General features: G+C 69.6%; 16 protein-coding genes. 3 read left to right on the forward strand and 13 right to left on the reverse strand.

Features of this window, described 5'->3' with window-relative positions:
* The first annotated feature begins 296 nt into the window (after positions 1–296).
* From NOCYR_RS09135 to NOCYR_RS09145, 3 genes are all read left to right on the forward strand, one after another.
* On the forward strand, positions 297–1,283 hold the full coding sequence (locus NOCYR_RS09135) for a cytochrome c oxidase subunit II (RefSeq protein WP_228781265.1): 987 nt from the start codon (positions 297–299) through the stop codon (positions 1,281–1,283).
* A gap of 13 nt (positions 1,284–1,296) precedes the next feature.
* Entirely contained in the window at positions 1,297–1,713 is a 417-nt protein-coding gene (locus NOCYR_RS09140) for a cytochrome c oxidase subunit 4 (protein WP_014350074.1), read from the forward strand.
* A 119-nt stretch (positions 1,714–1,832) separates the two neighbouring features.
* Positions 1,833–2,387: a hypothetical protein gene (locus tag NOCYR_RS09145; protein ID WP_148280577.1), complete on the forward strand. Its 555-nt coding sequence runs from the start codon at positions 1,833–1,835 to the stop codon at positions 2,385–2,387.
* A 103-nt stretch (positions 2,388–2,490) separates the two neighbouring features.
* Here NOCYR_RS09145 and NOCYR_RS09150 read toward each other — a convergent pair whose 3' ends face one another.
* The 13 genes from NOCYR_RS09150 to NOCYR_RS09210 form a co-directional block, all read right to left on the reverse strand.
* Complete coding sequence (locus NOCYR_RS09150) at positions 2,491–3,768, reverse strand: FAD-binding oxidoreductase (protein ID WP_014350076.1); 1,278 nt, start codon at positions 3,766–3,768, stop codon at positions 2,491–2,493.
* A 53-nt stretch (positions 3,769–3,821) separates the two neighbouring features.
* Positions 3,822–5,384 (reverse strand): alkaline phosphatase D family protein, encoded by a 1,563-nt coding sequence (locus NOCYR_RS09155; RefSeq protein WP_014350077.1) that lies wholly within the window; start codon positions 5,382–5,384, stop codon positions 3,822–3,824.
* Positions 5,385–5,471: 87 nt separating this feature from the next.
* On the reverse strand, positions 5,472–6,239 hold the full coding sequence (locus NOCYR_RS09160) for a sporulation protein (RefSeq protein WP_014350078.1): 768 nt from the start codon (positions 6,237–6,239) through the stop codon (positions 5,472–5,474).
* Positions 6,240–6,476: 237 nt separating this feature from the next.
* Positions 6,477–7,202, reverse strand: coding sequence for a lysophospholipid acyltransferase family protein (locus NOCYR_RS09165; protein ID WP_014350079.1), 726 nt, complete (start codon positions 7,200–7,202; stop codon positions 6,477–6,479).
* Positions 7,203–7,554: 352 nt separating this feature from the next.
* Positions 7,555–8,565, reverse strand: coding sequence for an ROK family protein (locus NOCYR_RS09170; RefSeq protein WP_014350080.1), 1,011 nt, complete (start codon positions 8,563–8,565; stop codon positions 7,555–7,557).
* The gene (locus NOCYR_RS30340; RefSeq protein ID WP_014350081.1) at positions 8,562–9,248 is read right to left on the reverse strand and encodes a hypothetical protein; all 687 of its coding nucleotides are present in this window, start codon (positions 9,246–9,248) and stop codon (positions 8,562–8,564) included. The genes NOCYR_RS09170 and NOCYR_RS30340 overlap by 4 nt, the downstream gene beginning before the upstream one ends.
* Positions 9,245–10,531, reverse strand: coding sequence for an ArsA family ATPase (locus tag NOCYR_RS09180; protein WP_014350082.1), 1,287 nt, complete (start codon positions 10,529–10,531; stop codon positions 9,245–9,247). The genes NOCYR_RS30340 and NOCYR_RS09180 overlap by 4 nt, the downstream gene beginning before the upstream one ends.
* A gap of 47 nt (positions 10,532–10,578) precedes the next feature.
* A complete protein-coding gene (locus tag NOCYR_RS09185) occupies positions 10,579–11,016 on the reverse strand; it encodes an SRPBCC family protein (RefSeq protein WP_014350083.1) in 438 nt (145 codons plus the stop codon).
* A 57-nt stretch (positions 11,017–11,073) separates the two neighbouring features.
* Positions 11,074–11,445, reverse strand: coding sequence for a hypothetical protein (locus tag NOCYR_RS09190; RefSeq protein WP_014350084.1), 372 nt, complete (start codon positions 11,443–11,445; stop codon positions 11,074–11,076).
* Positions 11,446–11,474: 29 nt separating this feature from the next.
* Positions 11,475–12,602: a glycosyltransferase family 4 protein gene (locus NOCYR_RS09195; protein WP_048833208.1), complete on the reverse strand. Its 1,128-nt coding sequence runs from the start codon at positions 12,600–12,602 to the stop codon at positions 11,475–11,477.
* Between the two features lie 45 nt (positions 12,603–12,647).
* Positions 12,648–13,655: a peptidase MA family metallohydrolase gene (locus NOCYR_RS09200; protein WP_014350086.1), complete on the reverse strand. Its 1,008-nt coding sequence runs from the start codon at positions 13,653–13,655 to the stop codon at positions 12,648–12,650.
* A gap of 6 nt (positions 13,656–13,661) precedes the next feature.
* A complete protein-coding gene (locus NOCYR_RS09205) occupies positions 13,662–14,699 on the reverse strand; it encodes an NlpC/P60 family protein (protein WP_014350087.1) in 1,038 nt (345 codons plus the stop codon).
* Positions 14,700–14,883: 184 nt separating this feature from the next.
* Positions 14,884–15,471 carry a C40 family peptidase gene (locus NOCYR_RS09210; RefSeq protein WP_014350088.1) on the reverse strand — a complete coding sequence of 196 codons (588 nt, stop codon included), beginning with the start codon at positions 15,469–15,471 and terminating at the stop codon, positions 14,884–14,886.
* Positions 15,472–15,548 lie beyond the last annotated feature (77 nt).

Raw genomic sequence — 15,548 nt, forward strand, 5'->3', positions numbered from 1 at the left:
GGAGTGTCGAAGCCGACCCGACGCGGAACCAAGACCAGGTTTGGTCTACGCTGCGTAGTACTCGGGCCGTCCCGTGGTGCTCCGTGCGCGAAAGCGCCGGTCTCCGCGGCGAGGTTCGGACAAGCTGTTGACGTGCCGTCCCCAGCGGGCGGTGCAGTGTCGGAATGTGTGGCGACCAGGAAGGCGTGAGCGTGGCGCACAAGGCGAGCGACGAGATCGGGGCACACCCCGCCCGGGGGCGGCAGGGCCGTGTCCTTCGGCGGGCCGGGCTGGCGGTGTCCTTGGGGATCACCGCGATGCTCGTCTCGGGCTGCTCGATCGACAATGTCTGGCTCCGGTTCGGCTGGCCCTCGGGCATCACGCCGCAGGCCACCCGCATGCGCGAGCTGTGGACCTGGTCGGTCGTCGCCGCCCTGCTGATGGGTGTGCTGGTGTGGGGCCTGACCTTCTGGACCATCGCCTTCCACCGCAAGAAGAAGGACTCGCCGGAGTTCCCGCGCCAGACCGGCTACAACGTGCCGCTGGAGCTGACCTACACGGCGATCCCGTTCGTGATCATCGCGGTGCTGTTCTACTTCACCGTCGTCGTGCAGAACTACGTGCACGAAAAGGTCGACAACCCCGACGTGGTCGTGGACGTGACCGCCTTCCAGTGGAACTGGAAGTTCGGCTACCGCACCGTCGACCTGAAGAACGGTTTCACCTACAACGGCATCGATACCGAGCGTGAGGCCCTCAACCAGGAGCAGCTGAAGGCCTACGAGGAGCGCGTCGACGCCGAGCACGGCCACCCGCAGCCGGGCCCGGTGCACGGTAAGCCGGAAAACGACATCCTGTCCTACCTGCACTACGACAAGATCGAGACCGTCGGCTCCAGCAACGAGATCCCGGTGCTGGTGCTGCCGACCGGCAAGGTCATCGAGTTCCAGCTCGCCGCCGCCGACGTCATCCACGCCTTCTGGGTGCCGGAGTTCCTGTTCAAGCGCGACGTGATGCCGAACCCGAAGGAAAACCACTCCGACAACGTCTTCCAGATCACCAAGATCGAGAAGGAAGGCGCGTTCGTCGGGCGCTGCGCCGAGATGTGCGGTACCTACCACTCGATGATGAACTTCGAGGTCCGCGCCGTCTCGCCGGAGAAGTTCCAGGCCTACATCGAAGCGCGCGACAAGGGCATGACCAACGCCCAGGCGCTCGAGTCCATCGGTGAATCGCCGGTGGCCACCTCCACCCGGCCGTTCAACACCGACCGCACCGTCAAGAGCGCGGCCGAGAGCAACTGAGGACTGATCTGACATGAAGATCGAAGCGCGGATTTTCGAACTGCTGACGGTGTTCTTCGTCATCGTCGGCATCGTCTACGGCTTCTTCACGGCACAGTCGCGCACCGGCGTCGAATGGGCGGGCACCACCGCCATCGTGCTGACCGCGGGTCTGTCGCTGATCATCGGCACCTACTTCCGCTTCGTCGCCCGGCGCCTGGACCTGCGTCCGGAGGACTACGAAGACGCCGAGATCGTCGACGGTGCCGGTGACCTGGGCTTCTTCTCGCCCGGCAGCTTCTGGCCCATCTGCCTGGCGGCCGCCGGTTCGGTCACCGCCCTCGGCCTGGCCTTCTTCCAGTTCTGGCTGATCGGCATCGGCGTCGTGCTGGTCCTGATCGCCGCAGGCGGCCTGGTCTTCGAGTACCACATGGGTCCCGAGAAGCACTGAGCCACACATGACGAATGCCCCGCCGGTTACAACCGGCGGGGCATTCCTCGTTTCAGCGTCGGCCAGAGACGAAACCAGCCGGTGCTCGCCGCTCGCGTCGGTTCGGAGGGGTCGGCCGAGTGCCGCCTGAAGCGCGGTCGGCGCGCAAGTGGAGGTATCGATATGCTCACCGTGTGTCAGAGCTATGGATGTCACGCCGGGGGGAGCTCGGCGACACCGTGCGAGAGCCGGTGATCGGGTTTGTGGTCGGGCTGTTCTTGACCGTAGTCGGCATGTTCGTGCCGTTGTTCGCCACCGATCGTGGTGGTGACGGCCGGGAGACCTATTCGTTGTTCGCGTTGCGGGAAGAGGGGATCAGCGGCGTCTGGCTGCTGTTCGTGGTGGTCGCCGTGCTGGCCGTGATTGCGATCGCGTTTCCGCAGCGGTTCGCCACGTCCGCGGTTGGAACGTGCACGATGACCCTGACGTTCGCGTTGGTTATCGGAGAACTAATCCTGATCGCGTTCGGATATGCGGCCCTGGTCGCGCGATTGGAATCGACCAACGATTCGCGTAATTGGGCTCCCGACCATACCGACATGCTGCCGGGGCTGGTTGTCCCAGTGCTCGGCTTGGCGGTAACCACGGCGTGCGTCATCGCGTGGTGGTCCCGCACCGTGCGGGCACCCATGTGACCACTGGCAGCCACCGGTTGCCGGCGTAAGTAGCGCGAGACCGATCACGCGAGAAAACCGGCCGCCGGATTCGGGCGCGGCCGGGTTGCCCGCTGCTTCTGATCTACTCCGCCGATTCGTAGCGGAGGGCGTTCTCCGACCTGCAGATTTCGTCGATGGTGGTGACGATGTCGCGGAGCTGTTCGGAGGGGAGGGAGGCGGGGCGCAGGCGGCAGGTGAAGGTGATGAGGCCGTGGTCTTCGGTGGACAGGCCGCGGGTGGCCGATTCCTGGCGCAGGAAGTTCGAGCGGACGCCGTAGGTCATCGCGGAGATGACGGTGAAGCAGCCGGTGCGTTCGCGGTGGCCGGCGAACAGGTCGTGCAGGCGGTAGAAGACCGAGGTGTAGCTCGACAGTGGGGCGAAGACGCCGACGCGATAGGCGGGGCCGCGTTCGGAGGAGCTGATGACGGTGTCGGCGAGGTATTCGGCGTCGCGCAGGGTGAGCACCTTCGGAGTGAGCATGACCGCGCCCGCGGCGGCGTTGCGCACCGGCATGCCCGCACGCCCGCCGGCGGCCGAGGCGATCACGCCCAGCGATTTGCGGGCCCTGGTGCCGACCTCGCGACGCGCGCGCAGCGACCGGGTGGGCGCGGTGGGGTAGAGGCTCGACCACTGTCCGAACCGCACGGTGCCCAGCTGCACATGCCCGGTGCCCACCGGCCGCGACACCTTCAGCGGCGCGGTGTCGACCCAGCGGCCCACCTGCAACACCGCCTCACCGGGCCGCGCGACCTGACCGTGCGCGTACTCGACGAAGGAATCGAAATCCAGGAAGCGGTGCGCGTTGGTGCTGAGCCAGCTGTGGTCCTTGTCGACCTCGACGGTGTCCAGGGTCAGCGCGGTGATGATGCCCGCGCGCCCGCCGGCGCCGAGGATGCGGTGGAAACGCTCGGTGTGGTGGTCGCGCCCGCAGGTGCCGATACGCCCGTCCGGGTCGACGTATTCCAGGTCGACGATCTGGTCGATGAACATGCCGTATTTGTGCGAGGCCGTGCTCACCCCGCCGACGGAGGCGAAGCCGCCCGCGGTGATATCGCGGTGGTCGCCGACGATCGGCAGGCCCAGCCCGTGCGCGCCGAGCCGCCGGTCGATCTCGGACAGCCGGGCACCGGCCTGCACCCGGACCGTCCCGCGCCCGAGGTTGATATCGAGCACCGAGTTCATCCGGCGCATCGACACCACGGCGCGCTGATCGGGCACCGACACGCCGTCATCGGCCAGCTCACCACCGCAAACGGTGAGCGGCTCGGCGCGCTGACGCGAATCGCGCACGGTGCGAACGACATCCGCGGTGTCACGAGGGAGATGTTCTTCGGCGGCGACAGTGTGCGGCGTGCTCATGGCACGCAAGCTAACCACAGCGCGGCCCCTCGTGCGCGGCCGATCCATCCTCGTCACCGGCCCGGCGCGGGCAGCCGTCGGCTGAACAGCACCGATCCGTTCGCGTCGCACAGATTCACCGTCAGCTCCCTTGACCGGCCGTCGATCAGCACCTCGCCGAAATGCTGGTAGGCGCCGTCGAGCGGGGAGGTATTGGGCTGCGGCGGGGCGTGCACGAACACCGCTTCCGGCCCGAAGGTGGGGTCGAGGGTGTTGGGTCCGAATGCGCCGGCGTTGAGCGGTCCGGAGACGAATTCCCAGAACTCGTCGAAGTCGGTGAACGCCGCCCGCTCGGGGGAGTAGTGGTGGGCGGCGGTGTAGTGGACGTCGGCGGTCAGCCACACGACGCCGGTCACCCGATCGCGTTTGATGGCCGAGAGCACCTGGGCGATCTCGGATTCGCGACCGGACGGCGCGCCGGCCTTGCCGTTGGCGGGGCCCTCGTAGGCGGTCTTGCCGTCCGGCACCACCACCCCGAGCGGCAGGTCGTTGGCGATGATCTTCCAGGTGGCGGTTGAGGCGCGCAGGCCGTCGATGAGCCAGCGGGTCTGCTGCGGGCCGAAGATGCGGCCGTCGGGTGCGGTGTTGGCGCCGTTGGTGTCTTTGTAGGTGCGCATATCGAGCACGAAGACGTCGAGTAGCGGGCCGTAGGAGATGGCGCGGTAGAGCCTGCCGTCGGCGGCCTCGTGCGGATCGAGCGGATTCCATTCGTGGAAGGCCTGCCAGGCGCGGGCGGCGAGGACGTTCATATCCCGCTCGGTGTAGCCCTTGTCGGCGGCGACGGTGCCGCCGGGTGACCAGTTGTTGGTGGTTTCGTGATCATCCCACTGGACCAGTTGCGCGACCGAGGCATTGAAGCGGCGGACGTTGTCGTCGGAGAGGTTGTAGGCGTACTGGCCGCGGTACTGGTCGAGCGTTTCCGCGACCGCGCTCTTGGCCTCGGTGACGATGTTCTTCCAGACCCGGCCGTCGGGCAGGGCCACGGTTTCCTGCAATGGTCCGTCGGCGTAGACGACGTCGCCGGAGTGCAGGAACAGATGCGGGTCGCGGGCGGCCATGGTGGAGAAGATCTTCATGCCGCCGATGTCGGGGTTGATGCCGAAGCCCTGGCCGGCGACGTCACCGGACCAGTGCAGCCGGATATCTGCGGGCGCCAGCGGTGCCGTGCGGAAGACGCCGGTCAGCGGTTCGGAGGTGGCGCCGTCCTCACCTTCCAGGGTGACCCGGTAGTGCACGAGTTCACCGGCGGGCAGCCCGGAGACCCGCAGGCGCCCGGTGCCGTCCGAATCGGGGGTGAGCAGCGGCCCGGTGAATCGTTTGGCGTCGGTGAACGATTCGGTGGCCGCGGTTTCCACGATCAGCGTGGCCGGGCGGTCCGACCGCGCCCAGAGCAGGGCGCCGTCGCTGCGCGGATCGCCGACGGCGACGCCGTGGGTGAGCGTCGGCCGCTGCCGGACCAGTGCGGGCCCGGTGTCGTTCGAACACGCTGCCAGCGCGGGTGCGGCCACCAGGCCGAGCGCGGAGGTGCGCAGCAGTGCGCGCCGGGAGAAGCCGTTGCCGGGGCGGAGAACAACCATGGCGTCGACCTTGGCGGAGCCGGGGCAACGCAATGTGAACGGGCGTCGTCGGCTGGGTCAACGACTCGCCGAGCCGCGGTGAGCGCCTCAGCGCGAGGCGAGTGTGTTCAACCGGTGCCCGATCGCGGCGGTCCAATCCACTTGGCCCACTGTCGCGTAGTCGATCCACATGGTCCCGATATCGTCGCGGCCGGCTGCCAGGAAGCTGCCGCGCTTGTCCGCTTCCAGCACCACGTTCATCCCGTTGTCGGCGGCGAGGAAGGTCAGTTCGAGCTGGTTGATGCGCGGGAAACGCACGGAGGGACCGAATTCGATCTCCTGATAGAACGGCAGCTGCTGCACGGCGCCGGCGATGCGGCCGGATTCGACGTCGGTGCTGCGCAAGGCGAAACCCCAGCGCAGGATGGCGTCGAGCACCGCCTGCTGGGCGGGGAGTGCCGCGACGGCGATGGGGTCGGTGTCGGTGGCGTCCACGCCGCCGTCGAGGTCGACCACGGTGCGGACCGCGATGGCCGCGCCGGGCAGGTAGCGGCCGTTGTAGAAGGTGATCGGCGTTTCCATCGGAACCCGCAGCGCGAACGGGAATTCCGCGAACGATCCCGGCCCGACCTCGAAGCCGCCGTTGAGCGGCAGCTGCGCGAACGACGCTTCACCGATGGCTTCGCCGTCGCCGTATTCCACTTCCACGCGGGTCACCAGCTCGACGCCGACCCGCGATACGCGTTGCCGCGCCTGTCCGCCGCGCAACCGAACCACGCCCTGCACCACCCCGCCGGGCTGCACCCCGGTACCGGACAACTCGGTTTCCACTTCGGCCGCACCCACCCCGACCGACGCAAGCAACTTCTTGAACATGACCGCGACTCTGCCATCCCGGCCGCGGGGCGCCATTACCGATCGGTTGCGCTGTGATCGAGGTCATTCGGACGAAACCGGCACGGGCCACGGCGATTTCGGTGGTGACGACGGACGTGCCGCATCGGGGCTGTCGCGATGGTGTGAATCCGGGGCGGCGACGGCCACCCGCGCACCGTCCTTCAACGCCGACGCCCCGCCCACCGGAAGGGTGAGCGGGGCGTGGCAGACCTGGTGTCAGCTCGCGGCGGACTCGGGGATACGGGTGGCTTCGGGAGCCGAGCCCGAGGGCACACCCTTCTTCAGGCTGGCCGCGTAGACGTCGACGTACTCCTGGCCGCTCAGGCGCATCAGCTCGTACATGACCTCGTCGGTGACGGCGCGCTCGACGAAACGGTTGCCGCCCATGCCCTCGTAGCGGGAGAAGTCGATCGGCTCACCGAACTTGACGGTGACCTTGCGGCGACGCCAGCGGAACGGTCCGGGCGGGCTGACCTCGTCGGTGCCGATCACCGCGACCGGGATGACCGGGACGCCGGTCTCCAGCGCCAGCCGCGCCATACCGGTCTTGCCCTTGTAGAGGCGGCCGTCGGGGGAGCGGGTGCCCTCTGGGTAGAGCCCGACCAGGCGGCCCTGATCGATGAGCTTGCGGGCGGCGTTGAGCGCGTCCTCGGCGGCGCTGGCGCCACTGCGGTCGATCGGGTACTGGCCGGTGCCGCTGAAGAAGAACTTCTGCAGGCGGCCCTTGACACCGGGGGTGTTGAAGTATTCGGCCTTGGCCAGGTAGTTGATCCGGCGCGGGCTCATCAGGGGCGCGAACAACCAGTCCGCGAAGGAGAGGTGGTTACCGGCGAGGATGGCGGCGCCGTCGGCGGGAATGTTCTCCACGCCTTCTACCGTCGGCCGGTTGTAGATGTGGATGAGCGGGCCGATCAGCACGTACTTCAGCAGCCAGTAGAACATGACGTCCTTACCCCCGGGAGCGGGATCGTAGGCGGGCACCTCTCGGTTGCCGACTTTACCGCTGGACGCAGATCACATCCAAGCGCAGAGGCGAATCTCACCACACCGCGTCGGCGCGATGCCGTCCCGGGCAGCGTGCTGACGGGAGTTTCCGCGACTGCGGCGCGAGTCCGGCGGTACGCGCGGATGGCGCCGATTCGGTTTGCTGCGGGTGTGCTCGCGGGTCGTCCGGGCGCCGTTCTGCGAGGCCCGAGTTCGGCCGATGACCGCGTTCGGAGACGCTGGCGTTCGGCGACGATTGCGATCAACGGCGACCATGCCCCGCGGCGACCGGGTTCGGCGCCGACAGCGATCAGCGACCGGTGTGCGCGACCGAGGACATGTCACCGCCGGGCGAGGCGAGGGCGGCCCGTGCCATCTCCGCGGCGCCGATCATGCCCGCCGCCTCCCCGAGCTGGGTGGTGCGGATGCGGGCCAGCGGGCGGTGGCCGCGGCCGGTGAGGGTGGCGGCGTACTCGTCGCGGGCGTCGTCGAGGAACAGCGGCGCCGAACTGCTCACCCCGCCCGCGATCACGACCAGATCCGGATCGAAGATGTCGGCGACGAAGGCCAGGCCGAGTCCGAGCCAGCGGGCGAAATCGGTCATGGCGCGCAGCGCGAGCGGATCACCGTCCTGGGCCGCGCCCGCGACGCGACGGCCGGTGAGCGAACCCGGATCCCGCAGCACCTCCCTGGCCAGCATCGATGGGCCGGGTTCGGTGGCGAGCAGTTCGATTGCGGTATCGGCCAGTGCCGTCCCGCTGCAATAACGCTCCCAGCAGCCGCGTTTACCGCAGGCGCAGGCGCGCCCGTCCGGAACCACTTGCAGATGGCCGAGTTCGGGTGCGATGCCGTGGGTGCCGCGATAGAGCTTGCCGTCGATGAGCAGCGCGGCGCCGATGCCGGTGCCGATCGCGACCAGCACCACGTTGTGCCCGCCGGCCGCCGCGCCGAACCGGTATTCGGCCCACATGGCCGCGTTCGCGTCGTGTTCCAGCAGCACCGGCAGGCCCAGCCGGTCGGTCAGCCGCGCCGCGACGGGTGCGTCCTGCCAGGGCAGATGCGGTGCGAACCGGACGGTGGTGTGATCGCCGTTGACGAACCCGGCCACCGCGAGCCCCACCGCGTCGATGCGATGCCGGGAGGCGAGTTCGCGCACGGCCCGGTCGAGAGCGTCGTCGAGCGCGCGCGCCGAATGCGGTGTGGGCGCCTGCACGGTGTCGAGCACCGAACCCTCGCTGTCGACGACCGAGGCACGGATATTGGTGCCGCCGACGTCGATTCCGACGGTCAGTGGGTGCGAACCCGCCGCCGCTGCGGTCATGGCTTGATCGTCACGGGGATGGTGACGTAACGAGCGCGAGTGCGGGTGCCCTCGGCTGATGGGTGCGCTCCGGGTGCGGCCGCGCTGCCCGCCGGTGTGCCGCCGCTGCGGATGTCATCCCGGACGGCGTCGGCGGGATTGTCCGTGCGCGAGGCGCGGCGCCGGCCTTCGGCCCTGGACCGTCGAAGCCTGCCGCGCTCGGGTCGCGCGGAGTCGGCGCCGCCAGCGGGATCGGCGCTGGGCTCGAAGGACCCGGCGCCGGGTTCTGCGTCGGGCTGGGGGTCCTGCGGATCCGTACCCGCAGCATCCGCACTCGTCGACTCGTCCGAATCCGCCCGCTGGCCCGCGTCCTCCGGCCGAGCCCCGTGATGACGATGCCGCACACCGGGTTCCGTCCCGTCGGGCATCACCGGATCCACCGGCACACCGGCGAGCGCTTCCCGCAGCACCGTCACGATCGCGGTGCCGTGATCGGCGATGGCCGTGAGCACATCGTGCTGTTCGCCGCGTACCAGCGCGGCGGCCGCGCACACCGGGCACCAACTGCAGTTGTCCCATTCGGGTTTGCCGTCGGCGGCCGCGCGGCGCAGGACCGGTTCGACCCGTTCCAGGACGGCTTCGGCGAGCAGTTTGAGTTCGACGGCGAATTCGGCGAGGCCGTCGGGTTCGGCGGTGGCGGTCACAGCGGCCACACCTCCGGGTCGGGCTGGAAGCGGACGATGAGATAGCCGCCGTCGAGTTCGGCGGCGGCGACCGTGCACCGCCGCAACACCGGCGCCAGCCGCACCCGGCGCCTGACCCCGTCCGCTCCCACGATCAAATCGTCCTCCACTCGTCCCAGCCGCAACGTCGCCGGATCGGCGACCGGCAAATGCATCCGCATCGCGTACACCGAATGCAGCCCGGCGCCCGATTCCAGACGAACCTTCGGTTCGCCCGATCGTGTGCCGCCCTCCGCCGGATTGTTGCCCAGGACCGGGCCGGTGTCGAGTTCCGCGCCCGCGTCGCCGGTGCGCGTCGCGGCTGCGGCGCCCTCGTCCACCGCGTACGACAGCGCCGCCAGCGAACCCACACCCACCGGTTCCGGGCCGGTATGCGCGGCGACCAGCACCGGGACCTCGGGCATCGCGCGGCGCAGCCCGGCGATCACATCGTGCTGTTCGGCGCGCCGGTTCTGATACCAGTGCACCGCCGGATGCGCGGAATCGGCGGGCCCGGTCGGTTCCGGCATCGCGGGCAGCACCTTGTTCACCACCACCGCGTCCAGCCGCAACCCCAGCAGTGCCGCGGCCGAGCGCACCCGCGCCGATTCGGCGACCGCCACCCGCTCGGCGACGGTGATCAGGCGCGCGCCGGTGCGTTCGTGATCGGCCAGCAGATCACGCACCTCAGTCACCGCCGCGACGATGCGCTGCACGGTCGTGGCCAGCACCACGCGGCGCAGATCGGTGCCGATACTGCTCATCGCCCGCGCGTGCGGCGGCCACACCCGATCGAGATAGCCGAGCAGGGTGTCCGGCGCGGTGACGATGCGCAGCATGTCCGCCGACGGCGGGCAGTCCACCACGATGACATCCCAATCGTCTTCGCCCGCGTACCCGGCGATCTCGACCAGCATGAGCAGTTCCTGCACGCCGGGCAGCCCGGTGAGTTCGGCCGGATCCAGCGCGCCGAGGTCGATGCCGTGATCGTGGCCGGTGTCGGCCGACAGCAGCCGCGCGACCTCACGAAACCGGTCTTCCAGCAGCGCCAGCGAATCGATCTCGATCACCTCGAGGCCCGGCACCACCGAGGTGATGCCCGCGACCGTGCCCGGATCGTGCGGGAACCGGAATCCGAGGGCATCGCCCAGGGAATGGGCCTGATCGAGCGAGGCGACCAGCACCCGGGAACCCCCGCGCGCGTAGGACATCGCGGTCGCGCAGGCCAGCGTGGTCTTACCGACGCCGCCCTTGCCGATGAACAACTCGACCCGGGTGCGGTGCGCACCGCCCCGGCCGGTGCTGTGCGCGGTCAGCCTTCGACCCGTTTCTTCAGCTCCTTCAACGCGGTATCGGTGATCACCTTCTCGGCTTTGCGCTTGAACATGCCGATCATCGGGATGTTCAGGTCCACCGTGAGCTGGTAGATCACCTCGGTGCCGCCGTCGGGCAGATCGACCAATTCGTAGCTGCCGTCCTGGGCTTTTTGCAGATCACCGCTGAGCAGGGTCCAGGTGACGGCTTTGCCGTCCGGGCGCCAGGTGTAGGAGAGCACGTAGGTGTCCTTGACGACGCCGGCGTCGAGCACGAAACGCGCGGTGCGGGCGCGGCCGTCGGGACCGGATTCGAGCACCTCGACCGATTTCGCCGCCGACACCCACTCCGGGTAGGAGGGCAGATCGGCGATAACGGACATCACCTGCTGCGACGGGGCCGCGATGACGATCGATCTCTGGGTCCGGTCGGCCATGACGGTCAACGGTTCCTTTCCGGCGACGATGCTGGCGGTGAAACGTCGGGACGTGAGCTACGGGGCGACCCCGGCCGGGCGGTCGGCCTCCAGCCGGGACTTCACCTCGAACGACATCTTCTTACCCGCGACCCGGCGCAACCGGTTGGCCTCGGCCAGCCTGCGCGGCTCGATCGGGCGCGTGGGCTCGGCATGCAGGAAATAGTGCAGGATCACCCCGTCCAGCGAGGGTTCCAGCCACACTTCCATGGTTCCGGTCAGCGCGCCGCCGACGGTCCAGCGGATTCCCTTGTCGCCACGGTCTTCTCGCACGTCCAACGTCAGATCCGGCCACCAGCGCCGCCATTTCCCCGGCGCGGAGAGCACCTCACCGACCGCCGCGCCCGAGGCGGCGACGAACGTCTGATCTGCGACCTGGATACTGCTCACGGCCTGAGACTACAGCGCGGTGCGGGCGATCAGCTCAGCAGTTGGCGCAGGCGCGCGCCGAGGGTGTCCCAGCGCCACTGCTGTTCCACCCATTGGCGGCCTGCGGTGCCCATGCGGGCGGCGGCGTCGGGGTCGGCGAGGATGCCGACGAGGGCGTCGACGATCTGGTCGATCTTGCGGCCGTCGACCACGCGGCCGGTTTTGCCCTCGATGACGGTTTCCGGTGCGCCGCCGGAACGCCCGGCCACGACGGGCACGCCGGCGGCGGAGGCCTCGAGGTAGACGATGCCGAGGCCCTCGACGTCCAGGCCGGCGCCGCGGGTGCGGGCGGGCATGGCGAACACGTCGGCGAGGGTGTGGTGAGCGGCCAGCTCATCGGAACGGACCCGTCCGGTGAAGACGACCGAATCGCTGACGCCGAGCGCTTCGGCCAGGCCACGCAGCTTCTGCTCGTACGGGCCGCCGCCGGCGATGACCAGCACCGCGCCGTCCACCCGCTCACGGATCTCACGCATCGCCACGATCAGCGCGTCCTGGCCCTTGCGTGGCACCAGCCGCGACAGGCACAGGATCGTCGGCCGCTCGCCCAGGCCGTAGCGCTGCCGCAGTTCGGCGCGCGCGGCGGGATCGGGGCGGAAGACATCGGGGTCGACACCCGGCGGCAGATACTCGAGCGCGGCATTGCGGCCGAACGCCGCGGCGAACCGCGCCCGGGTGTACTTGCTGACGTAGGTGATCACATCGGTCTGCTCACCGATCACCCGCAATGCCTGCCGGGCCGCGGGCAGCATCGACCAGCCGACCTCATGCCCATGCGTGCTGGCCAGAATCCGCTCGGCACCCGCCCGGCGCAGCACCGGCGACATCAATGCCAGCGGCGCGGCGGCCCCGAACCAGACGGTGTCGCAGTTCTCGCTACGCAACAACTTCGCCGCCCGCCGCATCACCAGCGGCGTGGGCAGCATCAGCGTGGTGGGATGGCGCACCACCTGGAATTTCTGCTCGGCATCGAACTTCACATGACTGTCGCCCCGCCACCGCGGCGCATAGACCACCAGGTCATCCGGCGGCAACTGCCCGGCCAATGCCTGAAGATAGGACTGGATACCTCCCGGGCGCGGCGGGAAATCATTGGTAACCAGCAGAGTTCGAGCCATGCCCCCCAACTTACTGTGTTTGTTTGGCGTCGCCTGCGTCGCCGTTCACGCGCTGCTTGCCCGCAACCAGTTCTGCCAGCCGTTGATGACCTCCGCGCGGCCGACGCCGAAGATCTCGCGCATGGCCGCGTCTTCGGTGGCGGGGGTCTGGGGCCCGGTGGCGAGGCGGCGGTAGAGGGTGACCAGGCGGGCGTCGTCGTAGGTGGCGGCGAGGTAGGCGCAGATCGACCAGGCCGTTTCGTAGGCGGCGGCGGCGTCCGGGCCGGTGAATTCCGGGTCGCCGGGGAGGTCGGCAGGGACGGTGCCGGTGGCCAGCCGGGTGGTGAGCGTGGGGGCGATGTCGGTGAAGGAGTGGTCGCGGCCGCGGTGGGCGGCGTATTCGGCGAAACCTTCCAGCAGCCACTGTGGGGAACCGTCGACCGTCGCGGCCCTGGTGGCGACGTGGGTGAGTTCGTGGCGCAGCAGTGCGCGCAGACCGTCGGGGTCGAGGCGGCGCCCGGCGTCGGGGCCGAACACCACCCGCTGGCCGGTGGGCCGGGTGCCGGGAGTGAACGGATCCGACACCGTCGCGGCCGCGATCTCGCCGGGTAGTTCGGTGGTGGCGTGGACCAGGGCGGCGAATTCGGCGGGTGCGGACGACACGACCACCACCGGTGACCGGGACCAGTCCGGGCCCCACAGTTCGGTGACGGCATTGCTCGCGGTGGCCAGCTCGGCGGCGAGCAGGTCGACTTCGCGCTGATGTTGCGGATGTCCGGCGACCAGCGCGGGCTGGGCGCCGCCGGTGGGCACCTGCCTGGTCACCAGCGGGCCGAAGGGTTCGGTGATGCGCTGGATCTGCGCCAGCCGCGCGTCACCGGCGGCCTGCTGCGCCGCGACCGGAGCCGTGGTTGTGCCGGCCCGCGCCGCCCGCAACGGCGCCATCACCGAATCGGGGAGTAGCAGTAGCGCGGCACAGGTGCCGGTCAGCAGGACCACCATGACGGTGGTGAGGCAGAACTCGAAGCGCCGTCGTTGCGACAGCCAGTCACGGACGCGCCGCACACCGTTCATCGGTGCTCAGTATCGCCGAGCCGAGTGATAAGGCGTGGAACCCATGGGCGCGACGGCGACCGGCACGCCGAAGGTGGAGGCGTGCAGCATCAGGCCGTTGCCCGCGTAGATACCGACGTGCGAGATATCGGGGTAGAAGAAGACGACGTCGCCGGGCCGCAGATCTTCCTTGGCGACCGGCGTGCCGTAGGACGCCTGCGCCGAACTGGTGCGCGGCACATCCTTGCCGACCTGCTTGAACGCCCACTGCACCAGACCGGAGCAGTCGAATTGGTCCGGGCCGGTGGCGCCCCAGACATAGGGATCGCCCACCCGGGTGAGCCCGGCGGCCAGCGCGCTGGTGCCGCTGCCGGGGACCAGCCCGCGCAGCAGCGTGTCGCGATCGAAGCCGGGCGGGAACGGCGAGCCGGCCAGCGCCGACTTGTCCTGCGCCGACAGCGTGCCCCACGCCTCGATCACCTGGACGATGGCGCCCTGCAGATCGGCGCGTTTGCGTTCCAGGTCGCCGCGCACGGCATCGGCCTTCTCGGCGGCGGTGCGGGCATTGTCGGCGGCGGTGCGCGCGGTGGACTCGGCCGCTGTGGCCGCGTCGGTGGCCTTCTTGTACTGCTTCAGTTGCGTCGAGGTCTGGGTGGCCACCACATCGAGGGTGGACATCTGGTCGAGCAGCTGCTGCGGCGAATCGCTGACCAGCACCGAGAACAGGCGGTTGGTGCGCGCGCCCTGATAGGCGGCGATCGCGGTGCGGTCGATGACCGGCTGATACTTGCGGACCTCGTTGCGCGCGGCGGTGACGGCGTCGGTGGCCGTCGCGAGCGCGGCCTCGGCATCGCGCTGGACGGCGAGCTTGGCGTCGTAGTCGGCCTGGGCGCCGAGGGCCTGCTGATTGAGCTGCTCGGATTCGCGCGACAGATCGATCATGCGCTGCACGGCCGCGCTCGCGGTGGTGGGCATGGTGGCCGGGTCCGCGCCCGCCGGACCGCCGCCGTAGAGCGCCACCGACAGCAGTGCTGCCGTGATCGTCGCTGCTGCCAGGCGTTTCATCCCTCGACTGCGATGCTGTGCTGCCACTGCCTGCCGTGCCCCGTTCTCGTGTGAAGCCGCGGAAAGGTCTCGATTAGGTTACGGAACGGCGACCATCGGTGTCCAGTAGAGCACGAACCGATCACAGCCGCCCGGACCGGGCGAGGCCCGCACCGTCGGACGGTGCGGGCCTCGAAGCTGCGGGTCAGAAGCGGACGGCGCCCGCGACCGGCATGGAGGAAATCGGCGCGACCTGCACCGGGGTACCCGCGGTGGAGGCGTGCACGACGTTGCCGTCACCGGCGTAGAGGCCGGAGTGGCCGCCGCCGTAGAACGACACCACGTCGCCGGGCTGGAGCTGGTCCATCGAGACCGGGGTGCCCGAGGCGAGCTGGGCGCCGCTGGTGCGGGGCACCTCGCGGCCGGCCTGGCGGTAGGACCACTGCACGAGGCCGGAGCAGTCGAAGGCGTTCGGGCCTGCGGCGCCGTACACGTACGGCGAGCCGATCTTGCTCATCGCGGCATCGAGCGCGGCCTCGCCGAGGGTCTTGGTCGGCGCGGTGAAGGGCAGCGGCGCGGGGCCCGGGATCTGCAGACCCGGCACGGCGGGCAGGCCGCCGGGGATCTGGTTCACGATCTCGTCCGGGACGTCGAAGGTGCCGACGCCGGGGACGGTGACCGGTGCGGCCGCCGCAGGTGCGGCGGGCAGCAGGAACGCGCCGATGGTGGCAGCGCCGACGGCTCCGGCCGCAACGGCACGCTTGGCCTGTCGTTTGACGGTGGTGGACGCCATGATGCGGTACTCCCAATCTGCCCCACGACGCCGCACCGGGGTGGTGGGTCGGACTCCGTGAGGTCTCGATGAGGTTA

Source organism: Nocardia cyriacigeorgica GUH-2, assembly GCF_000284035.1.
Classification (GTDB): domain Bacteria; phylum Actinomycetota; class Actinomycetes; order Mycobacteriales; family Mycobacteriaceae; genus Nocardia; species Nocardia cyriacigeorgica_B.